This window comes from Arthrobacter sp. ok362 (genome assembly GCF_900102785.1).
Classification (GTDB): Bacteria; Actinomycetota; Actinomycetes; order Actinomycetales; family Micrococcaceae; genus Arthrobacter.
Genome location: NZ_FNGC01000022.1, coordinates 41,958 through 51,707 on the forward strand (window position 1 = coordinate 41,958; position 9,750 = coordinate 51,707).

The 9,750-nt window shown below is 68.3% G+C and carries 10 protein-coding genes; 8 read left to right on the top strand and 2 right to left on the bottom strand.

All coding sequences use genetic code 11. The features are described 5' to 3' along the window. Positions 1-161: 161 nt before the first annotated feature. The 3 genes from BLQ10_RS20895 to BLQ10_RS20905 all read left to right on the top strand — a co-directional run bounded on the left by BLQ10_RS20895 (position 162) and on the right by BLQ10_RS20905 (position 4,114). On the top strand, positions 162-1,583 hold the full coding sequence (locus BLQ10_RS20895; protein ID WP_254785704.1) for an HNH endonuclease: 1,422 nt from the start codon (positions 162-164) through the stop codon (positions 1,581-1,583). A 204-nt stretch (positions 1,584-1,787) separates the two neighbouring features. Continuing rightward, a complete protein-coding gene (locus BLQ10_RS20900; RefSeq protein ID WP_091564910.1) occupies positions 1,788-3,215 on the top strand; it encodes a dihydrolipoyl dehydrogenase family protein in 1,428 nt (475 codons plus the stop codon). A 281-nt stretch (positions 3,216-3,496) separates the two neighbouring features. Then, positions 3,497-4,114, top strand: a complete 618-nt coding sequence (locus tag BLQ10_RS20905) for a uracil-DNA glycosylase family protein (protein WP_091564911.1) — start codon at positions 3,497-3,499, stop codon at positions 4,112-4,114. Positions 4,115-4,160: 46 nt separating this feature from the next. Here BLQ10_RS20905 and BLQ10_RS20910 read toward each other — a convergent pair whose 3' ends face one another. Both BLQ10_RS20910 and BLQ10_RS20915 read right to left on the bottom strand, forming a co-directional pair. Continuing rightward, positions 4,161-5,387 (bottom strand): type II toxin-antitoxin system HipA family toxin, encoded by a 1,227-nt coding sequence (locus BLQ10_RS20910; protein WP_091564912.1) that lies wholly within the window; start codon positions 5,385-5,387, stop codon positions 4,161-4,163. Continuing rightward, a complete protein-coding gene (locus BLQ10_RS20915; protein ID WP_091564913.1) occupies positions 5,384-5,686 on the bottom strand; it encodes a type II toxin-antitoxin system Y4mF family antitoxin in 303 nt (100 codons plus the stop codon). The genes BLQ10_RS20910 and BLQ10_RS20915 overlap by 4 nt, the downstream gene beginning before the upstream one ends. A 234-nt stretch (positions 5,687-5,920) precedes the next feature. On the opposite strand from BLQ10_RS20915, the gene BLQ10_RS20920 reads away from it, so the two are divergent. From BLQ10_RS20920 to BLQ10_RS20940, 5 genes are all read left to right on the top strand, one after another. Continuing rightward, entirely contained in the window at positions 5,921-6,532 is a 612-nt protein-coding gene (locus tag BLQ10_RS20920) for a hypothetical protein (RefSeq protein ID WP_091564914.1), read from the top strand. A gap of 118 nt (positions 6,533-6,650) precedes the next feature. Continuing rightward, complete coding sequence (locus tag BLQ10_RS20925) at positions 6,651-7,382, top strand: YcnI family copper-binding membrane protein (RefSeq protein WP_091564915.1); 732 nt, start codon at positions 6,651-6,653, stop codon at positions 7,380-7,382. Positions 7,383-7,536: 154 nt separating this feature from the next. Further along, positions 7,537-8,232 (top strand): FadR/GntR family transcriptional regulator, encoded by a 696-nt coding sequence (locus tag BLQ10_RS20930; RefSeq protein WP_091564916.1) that lies wholly within the window; start codon positions 7,537-7,539, stop codon positions 8,230-8,232. Positions 8,233-8,270: 38 nt separating this feature from the next. Then, complete coding sequence (locus BLQ10_RS20935) at positions 8,271-9,311, top strand: asparaginase (protein ID WP_091564917.1); 1,041 nt, start codon at positions 8,271-8,273, stop codon at positions 9,309-9,311. Between the two features lie 8 nt (positions 9,312-9,319). Beyond that, a partial coding sequence (locus BLQ10_RS20940) for a lyase family protein (protein WP_254785705.1) occupies positions 9,320-9,750 on the top strand: 431 nt, incomplete at its 3' end.

Consider the following 9,750-nt stretch of genomic DNA (forward strand, 5'->3'; position numbering starts at 1 on the left):
ACGCCCTCTCCCATGATGGACCCGCGCCAGAGTTTCAGACAGGGTTCCTCGCTCGATGACGTCGTCAGGAGGCAATGTCTGCTCCGGTCGCGCGCATCCGGCTCGGGTGCCGTACTCGATCAGAGCCCTTAATTGTCGTAGGTCCCAGGGACACTTGGACTATGGACGGCAAAGAGGGGTCCGGCAAAGAGGGATCCGGCGAAGAGGGGTCCACAGTGGCTCCGAATCCAGGGGTAGTGGCGGTCGCGGATGCGGCCTTCGTGCTCGCGACCGTCCCGCTGGCCACCGGGAGCGCGGCGATGATCGACGAGATCCGGGACCTCGAGGACCGAAAGTCCGCCATGGCCGCCCGCCAGGCCCGCCTGGCTGTTGCCTTCGAACTTCAGCAGCGCCGTGAACAGGCCGACGCCGGCGTGCCCTCGGACCAGCTCGGCGCCGGTGTCGCCGCGCAGATCGCCCTCGCCCGGCGCGAATCCCCGGCCAAGGGCGGCCGGCTCCTGGGACTCGCCAAGGCCCTCGTCACCGAGATGCCGCACACCCTCGCCGCACTGGAAACCGGGCAGCTCAACGAATGGCGCGCCACCCTGCTGGTCCGCGAAACCGCCTGCCTGAGCGCCGCCGACCGGGCCGCCGTTGACGACGAACTCGCCCCCGACGCCGGGACGCTGTCCGGGGTGGGTGACCGTGCCCTGGTCGCGGCTGCCCGGGCCGCCGCGTACCGGCGGGACCCTCGCTCCGTCACCGAGCGCGCCGCGCACGCCGCCACCGCCCGGCACGTCAGCTTCCGCCCGGCCCCGGACACCATGTGCTACCTGACCGCACTGCTCCCGGTCGCCCAGGGGGTCGCCGTCCAGGCCGCGCTGGCCCGGTCCGCGGACACCCTCCGTGCCGCCGGGGACCCCCGTACCCGGGGCCAGCTCATGGCCGACGGGCTTGTTGAACGCACCACCGGCACCCCGGGCGGCATCACCGGCATCGAACTCCAGGTCATCATGACCGACCGCACCCTGTTCCAGGGCGACAGCGAACCCGCCCGGATCCCCGGCTACGGCATCGTCCCCGCCGCCTGGGCCCGCGACCTCGTCGGCGCCGGGAAGAACGCCGAGGACCGGGACTTCACCACCTGGCTCCGCCGGCTCTACACCCACCCCGCCACCGGCGACCTCGTCGCAATGGACTCCCGCGCCCGGATCTTCCCCACCGGCCTGCGCCGCTTCATCCACACCCGCGACGACACCTGCCGCACCCCCTACTGCGACGCCCCCATCCGCCACCTGGACCACATCGTGCCGCGGCACGGCGGCGGGAGCACCAGCCAGAGCAACGGCGCAGGACTCTGCGAAGCCTGCAACTACACCAAAGAAACCCCCGGCTGGACCGCCATCCCACGCCCAGGACCACGGCACACCATCAAACTCACCACCCCCACCGGCCACACCTACCACTCCACCGCACCACCCCTCCCCGGAACTCCGCTTCGCCCATCAGCCGCAGACCAGCCGGGTACCCGCCACCGGCGCAACCTCCGACACGTGGCCAAACTGCTAAGACTCGGGGCGCTGAAGGCGAAGTCAGCCGCCTAGGAGCGAATCGAATGTCGGCCGTGCGAGCCTGGACCAGGCAGGCAGGTTTGCGGTCAAGGCGCGCCAGACAGAGGCAAGGCGCGAAGCGTAGGCTCGTCTCGACAGCACTCTGGTCGCCGCCCCGCCACCACACCCTGCCACCACGCCCTGCCACCACGCCCTGCCACATCGGCGCCGTGGCCGGCCACCGTAAAGGAAGCATCGATGAACGCAGCCATCGCAGACCCGAACAGCGGCATTGAAGACGTGGACCTCCTCGTGGTCGGGGGCGGGAAAGCTGGCAAGACGCTGGCCATGGATGCAGCCAAGAGCGGACAGAAGGTAGCGATGATCGAGCGTGCCATGATCGGCGGCACGTGTATCAACGTGGCCTGCATCCCCACCAAGACTCTCATCAACAGCGGACGGGTATTGCAGACGATTCAACGCGCCGCGGAGTTCGGCGTCGCTGGCGCCGACAACCCCTGGATGGACCTCGCGCTCCTGCGACACCGCAAGGAAGACGTCGTCTCCACGATGGTCAAGGGCCAGCTCGCCTCCTTCACCGCATCAGGGATGGACTTCGTCCTGGGCGACGCCACTTTCGTGGGTGAACGCACGGTCCGGGTGACCCTGAACGACGGCGGGACGCGCACCCTGCGGGGCGCCGACGTCGTCATCAACCTTGGCACCGAGCCGCTGGTGCCGCCCATTGAGGGTCTCGCCGAGTCCAATGTCCACACCAGCAACACCCTGCTGCGGCTCGAAGCACTCCCGGAAAGTATCGCGATTCTGGGCGGCGGCTATGTGGGCTGCGAATTTGCCGACCTCCTCAACACCATTGGTGTCCGCGTCACGATCGTCCAGGGCGGCGAGCGCCTGCTGCCGCGGGAGGATGAGGACATATCCGGGCAGATCGCGAAGAACTTCACGGACGCCGGGATCACGCTTCGGCTCGGTTCCAGGGCAAGGAAGATCGCCCGCGCCCAGGACGGATCGGTCACGGTAACCCTGGGCTCCGGCGAGAGCGTCACAGCGGACGACGTCCTGGTCGCCGCCGGCCGGCGGCCCGTGACCGACGGGCTGAACCTGGAAAACGTGGGAGTGAAACTCACGGAGCGCGGCTTCATTGCCGTAGACGAGTATCTGCACACCACGGCCGACGGCGTCTGGGCAGCCGGCGACGCGGCCGGCTCGCCGCAATTCACCCACGTGTCCTACGACGACTACCGGGTGCTCAAAACCAATCTCGCAGCGCAGCAAGGCATCGGCGCGCCCCGTAGTACCGCTGGCCGCCTCATCCCATACGCAGTCTTCACCACACCGGAACTCGGCCGGGTGGGCCTCAGCGAACGCGAGGCACGCGACGCCGGATACAACATCCGCGTTGCCAGGATGCCGGTCTCCGCCATCCCGCGGGCACGAACCGTCGGCCACTTGGACGGGCTGTGGAAAGCGGTGGTCGACAGGGACAGCAACGGCATCCTCGGGGCAGCCCTGCTGGGCACAGACGCGAGCGAAGCAATCGCTGTGCTACAGATGGCGATGCTGGGCGGCATGGAATACACCGCAGTGCGGGACGCCGTCATCACCCACCCGACGATCGCCGAGGGCCTAACGCTGCTGTTCACCCAGGCGTTCCTCGAGGACTGAACCGTCAGGAACGATGCCGGCCTGCCTCAGGCGTAAAGCCGGCAGGTACCTTCGCGATCTCGCTAAGAGAAGGCTCGGACATTTTCATGTCCCGAACAACCCGGCGTCATCAGATGGTTACCTGCAGGCGCTTTAAGCCTACGCCCGCGCTACCGCCGTGACCATAGGAGCAAAGCCCCAGAACTCCGCCATAAAGTTCGAGCCCGAAACACCCCCTGCCGCGAAAGCGTAGAGTGGAGGAAGCCGCCTGATTCTGGACGCCAAGTGCTGAGGGAGAAATCGTGACGATTGACTGGGACGAAAAGAAGACCCTGCTGCAGGAGCCGAACATTGCCGCCGTGACGCAGCTGTGCGACGAACTCATGGAAAAGAAGCCTGGATCCGTGGTCCCGTACATCGACCCCATCCATGACGAGGACGAATGCCGGATCGTCAGCCTGCATATCAGCCCCGGCAAGGGCACGGAATCGGGCTTTGTCTCGCACTTTAACGACGATGAAGCCGCCCGCCGCGCCACCTCCATCTACGAGGCCGCAGAGCTGGATCCCCGCTATGTGATGCCGTGGAACGCCTATCCGTGGATCCGCGATCCGGACGCTTCCTCGGCCCTGAACGTCCAGGAGAAGACGGACGGCCTGCGGCCCTTCCGCCAGTTCCTCAAGATCAACAAGCGCGTCTCGGCCGTTATTGCCCACGGCGCGGACGCCCACTCCTTCCTGACGCTCTTCGAGAAGACCTACCATTCCTCGCTGAAGAACCATGGCGTCAAGATCTACAAGGCCACCGCGCTCGGCGGCCGCGCCTTCGCAGTCTCTCCGGCCAAGCAGGAAGAGCTCCTCGCCAAGAACGTTGAAGTCTACAAAGACGCCATGCAGCGGGCCGGCATCCAGCACCTCTGACGCTCCACGCAGCAGCCGGCGCCGGCAGCAGCCGACGCCGGCGGCCTCACCCCGCCAGCAGCCTGCGCCGGTGCTTGAGTTCCTTGACCCAGTCGCGGGTGACAAGCGCCGAAAACGGCGAGGCGCCGTCGTCGGTCATGGAGCGGAACGCCGTGCCCGCCTGAAGGTCCGTCAGCAGCGGCTCCGAAGCCCTCAGCGCCAGTTCCAGCACCTGGACGGCGGCACGCTCCGTCATCCCCATCCCGGCGGCCCAGCCCAGGAAGTGCTTCCGGGAGATCCCAGTCCGCTTGCCGTCCAAGGTCAGGGCGAGCGTCTTGTCCCCGTAGACGACAGTGGAGGGGATGTCGTACACCGGCGCGACGGACCACTCCCCGTCCGGCTGCTGCACCATGGAAACGTTCTTCGCGTGCAGGTCACCGTTGCCCGTCAGCCACGCAAATGCCGCTTGGAGGGCCAAATTCCGCAGCGCGGGCAGTGGAGCCGCGCAATACGCCGCAAGCGCATGGCACACCTGCCCGTATCCCACGTTGTACTTGTCCGCCGGGTAAAGGCCCAGCACCTGTGCCCCGTCCTCGACAGCGAGCCGCTGCACCGCCCGCGGCGCTCCGGAGATAGGCACGCGGTCGAAGCGCTCCACGAGCAACCCCGGCCGGCCGGCGACGTCGCGGATCAGCTGGACCCGGCTCAAAGGGATCCGCAGCCGGGCCGCGTACCGGAACATCACGTATTCGTTTTCGACGACATGCGGGAACTCGGGCGCATTGAGTTTGAGGATGTACCGCCGGCCGGCGCTGGCCACCGGCATGGAGATCATGCCTGCGGACAGTTTGTCCTGCACGCCGGCCAGCGCCACGGGGTCGATCAGCCCGGAGTCTCCCAGCAAGGCCTCGAAATCTACGGGTGTTCCGGGGTCAAGCTCGACGGCGTGCTCGTCCGGATCCAGCTTCTCGCCATGGCCAACGATTTGTACGTCACCCACGGGATTGGCACCGGCCGCGATGAGCAGGGACAGTTCATCGTCCACGCTGGTCTTGATGGAACGGCGCAACGCATTCAGCCGCCGCCCCTCCGGCAGGAGCCCGGTGAAATACGGCGGAGCTGCCCCTGCCGCGGACAGCACAGGCTCCAGAGTCAGCGGCAGGGAGCTCGCAACGGCGGGGCCCCCGGATGCCAGATAAACCGGCAAATAGCTGAACCTGGTGCCGCCGTCGTGCCGCTCCAGCCGCGCCGCCAGCACGCCGGCCTTGTAGATATCCGCGATGCGATGCCTCATAACCCGACTTCCGGGCCGTCCCGCAGTTCGCTGCCGGCTCGAGCTTCGCCGTTGGCCCGCGGGCCGGCGAGGGCCCGGGCCGCAGAGCTGGTTCGGGTCTGGACCCGAAGCTCCAGCCCCAGCGTGTCAATGAGCGCCAACAGGGAATCCAGCTGCACCGTGCGTTTGCCCTGTTCGACGAACCGGACGAAGCGCTCTGAGACCCCGGCTAGTTCGGCCAGTTCACGCTGGCTCAGCCGGAGCGACCCGCGCCGGCTCCGGACCTCGGTAGCGAGTTCGTCCGGAAACGAGTTCCCCATGGCCGCCTCCCCCTGGATCGAGTTACGTCCGATTGGCCGGAATGCGTAGGTACGAACGTGCCGCTTTGCGTGCAATCTCAGTATAGAACCGGCAAACGCGTCCGCACAGGTTCATTTCGGCACGTTCGTACCGGCGGCGCCGTCAGGTGGGCGCGCGGCTGTGCTCAATGGCCCTACGATTTAAGGGACCTAAGAAAACCAGCCCGCCCAGCGAACCGGAAAGGACCGCTCACGATGACGCGCGCTTCCTTCCGGCTGTTCCGCACCGGGCTGATCGGATCCATGATCGTGGCGCTGGCGGCCAGCGGCCACCTGGCTGGCGGCGGACGGCTGCCCGAGCCGGCGATCGTGACGGCGCTGTGTCTCGTGGCGATGATCCCGGTGGCGGTCCTGACCCGCTTCCGTCTGTCCTTTCCTGCCTTGGCCGGCCTCCTCGGCGTGGGGCAACTGTGGCTGCACTGGTCGTTCGGCGCACTGTCCGCCTCGGCGCCCGTGAGCGTGCCCGCGCGGATGGCCAACAACCATCCGGGCCATGCGGCGGCTGCGATTCCTCCGGAGATGCTCCACCCGTCCATGGCGGCTTCTGCGGCCGACATGGGCGGTGCCATGTTTGCCGCCCACGCGGTGGCGACCCTCGGCACGGCCCTGTTGCTCGCCCGTGGCGAACGGGCCCTGTCCGCGCTGGCCTCCTGGCTGCGACCCCTCGTGCAGTTGCCGCGGCCCTGCGCCGTCGTGCCGATGCGCGTTCCCGGCCCCCGCACGGTCATCCTGACCCTCCCCAAGGTCCGGGTTGGCCGCCTCCTGCCGACCCGGCGCGGACCTCCGGAGCTGTCGGCCGCCGCCTGACACCAGCCCCTTTCACACACGGACGGGGCAGCAGGCGGCCACCCGCTGCTACCGGACGGACGGACATCGTGCCGGCCGGTTCCCCACCGTTTATTCGTTAGTGAAAGGCATCTTTGCCATGAAATCCTCCCTCCGCCGTACCCTCAAGAGCGCCGCGGCCGCCACGATGACCGCCGGCCTGCTCGCCGCCGGCGCGGCGGCCGCTTCCGCCCATGTCCACGTCGACTCGGATGACCCGGCCGCGGGCGGCTACAGCCACCTGACGTTCAACGTCCCCAACGAATCCGCCACAGCCAAGACCAGCAAACTCGAAGTCACGCTGCCCACCGACACCCCGCTCACCTCGGTGTCGGTGAAGCCCGTCGAGGGCTGGAAGGCCGAAATCACCACGAGCGATCTGCCGAAGCCGATCACCATCGCCGGCGCCACCGTCACCAAGGCCCCCAGCTCCGTGGTCTGGACCGCCGACGCCGCCCACCAGATCGGCCCGAACGAATTCCAGGCGTTCTCCCTCTCCGTGGGAGTCCTGCCGGATGCCGGAACCACGGTGACGCTGCCGACAGCCCAGACCTACACCGACGGGACGGTTGTGAAGTGGGACGAGAAGACGGTGAAGGGCCAGGCCGAACCCGAGCACCCGGCCCCCTCGTTCGTGACCACGGCCAAGGACGCCGAGACCGCAGCCCACGCCGCATCCGCGGCAACAACGGCCCCCTCGCCGTCCGCGGCAGCGAGCACATCAAGTGATGCCGGCTCCGTGGCCGGCTGGATCGGGCTGGCCGCAGGCCTGATCGGACTCGCCGCGGGCCTGACGGCCCTGGCCCGCACCCGCCCGTCCCGAGTCAAGTAGCCAGATCAAGTAACCCGCTCACTAACCCCGACAAGCAACAGCGGCAAGTAACCTGCCGCCGGAGCTCCGGCGTCGGGCACGACGGCGGTCCCAAGCACCTTGGGGCCGCCGTCACAATTGACACACCGGTGTGATCCCTGCCATGTTTTAAAGCGTGAACCTGTCAGACAGCCGGACAGCAGGACAGCCATTGGCCCGGCTGAGCGCCGCCGAAGCCGTCTTCAACGTCCTCCGCTCCGAAATCGAAACCGGCAAGCTCGGCGTCGGCGCCAAGCTGAGCTCCGAGGCCAGCCTCGCCCAGCAGTACGGCGTGAGCCGCTCCGTGGTCCGCGAGGCCTTGCGCTCGTGCACCGCCCTGGGACTGACGGTCACCAAGACCGGGCGCGGCACGTTCGTCGTCGCCAACCACGTGGCCAAGGACCTGGTCCTGGGCCAATACTCCGCAAGCGACCTCACCGAGGCCCGTCCCCATATCGAGGTTCCTGCCGCCGGACTGGCCGCCGAACGCCGTTCACCCGAGGAACTGGACACCATGCGGGACATCGTTGCCGCGATGAGCGGCGAGGACGACCCCGAAGTGTGGGTGGGCCTGGACTCCAGCTTCCACGCCTTGATCGCCCGGGCCAGCCGGAACAAGGTGTTCGAAAACGTCGTCGCGGACATCCGGGACGCCCTCGCCCACCAGTCCGAGACCCTGAATATGGTGGCCGACCGCCAGCACGCTTCCGACGAGGAGCACCGGCGCATCCTGGCTGCGATCGAAGCCGGTGACGCGGCGACGGCGCGCATCGCCATGAGCCAGCACCTCCATGCCGTTGGCATCGCCCTCGACTCGATCCTCAACGCCTGACGGCACAACCACACCCACCGACACCGCCAAAGGACGCAATGATTTCTCCTGCTCTCGCGCACACCCCGACCCTGCTGGCCCCGGACCGGCTCCCGCAGCACGCCCCGCTTGCGGTCCAGACCCGGGACGGCATCGTCGAAAGCGTCCACTACGGCTCGGTCATCGCCACTGCAGCGGACGGCCAGATCCTCCTGGCCGCCGGCGAGCCCCTCGCCCCGTTCTACCCGCGGTCCGCCCTGAAGCCCCTGCAGGCCGTCGCCATGGTCCGCGCCGGCCTGGACCTCCCGGACGAACTCCTCGCCCTCGCCGCTGCCAGCCATTCCGGCGCCGCCACCCACCGTGACGGTGCGCGGCGCATCCTGGACCTGCATGGCCTGACGCCCGGCGATCTCGAGAACAGCACCGACCTCCCCTACGGCGCCCGCGAGCGCGAAGACTGGCTCGGCGACGGCGGCCAGGCCACCCAGCTGGCGCAGAACTGCTCCGGAAAGCATGCCGCGATGGCTGCCACCTGCGTCATCAACGGCTGGCCGGTCCAGGGCTACCTTGACCCGGCGCACCCGCTGCAGCAACTCGTGGCCCACACCGTAGTGGACTTGACCGGCGAGGACCCGCAGGCCACCACCACTGACGGCTGCGGCACCCCGCTCTTCGCGCTCACGCTGCGCGGCATGGCCCGTGCCTTCGGCCGTCTGGCCGCCGCCGCCGGATCCAGCGGCGCGGAAGCCGCCGTCGCCCGCGCCATGCGCCGCCACCCCGAGATGGTTGCAGGCCAGGACCGGGACGTCACCGCACTGATGCGCCTAGTTCCCGGCCTGTTGGCCAAGGACGGCTTCGAGGGCGTCCAGCTGGTGGGCCTCCCGGACGGCCGCGCCGTCGCAGTGAAGGTCTCCGACGGCGGAGACCGCGCCCGGATGCCCGTCACCGTCCGGGTCCTCGCCGCGCTCGACGTCGACACCTCACCCCTGGCGCGCCTCGCCGCCACCCCTGTGCTGGGCGGTGGCCGGCCCGTCGGGCTACTGCAGGCCGCCGAATTCCTCGCCGCTCCCAAGACGCCCAACGCCCCCGAAGCCCTGTAAGGACCGCCATGACCTCGCTCAACGAACGCGCAGAATTCCGCTCCGAACACGATCTCCTGGGCGACCGGGATGTTCCCGCCGACGCCTACTGGGGCGTCCACACCCTCCGGGCCGTGGAGAACTTCCCCATTACCGGCCAGCCGCTCTCCTCCAACATGTACCTGGTCCGCGGGCTGGCCGCTGTGAAACTCGCCGCCGCACGCACCAACCACGAGCTCGGGCTCCTCGACGCCGAGCGTGCCGCGGCCATCGAGGAAGCCTGCGCCGACGTCATGAACGGCAAGCTTAGCGAGCAGTTCGTGGTGGACGTCATCCAGGGCGGTGCCGGAACGTCGTCGAACATGAACGCCAATGAGGTAATCGCCAACCGGGCCCTGGAAATCCTCGGTCACCCGAGGGGCGACTACGCCCGGCTGCACCCCAACGACCACGTCAACCT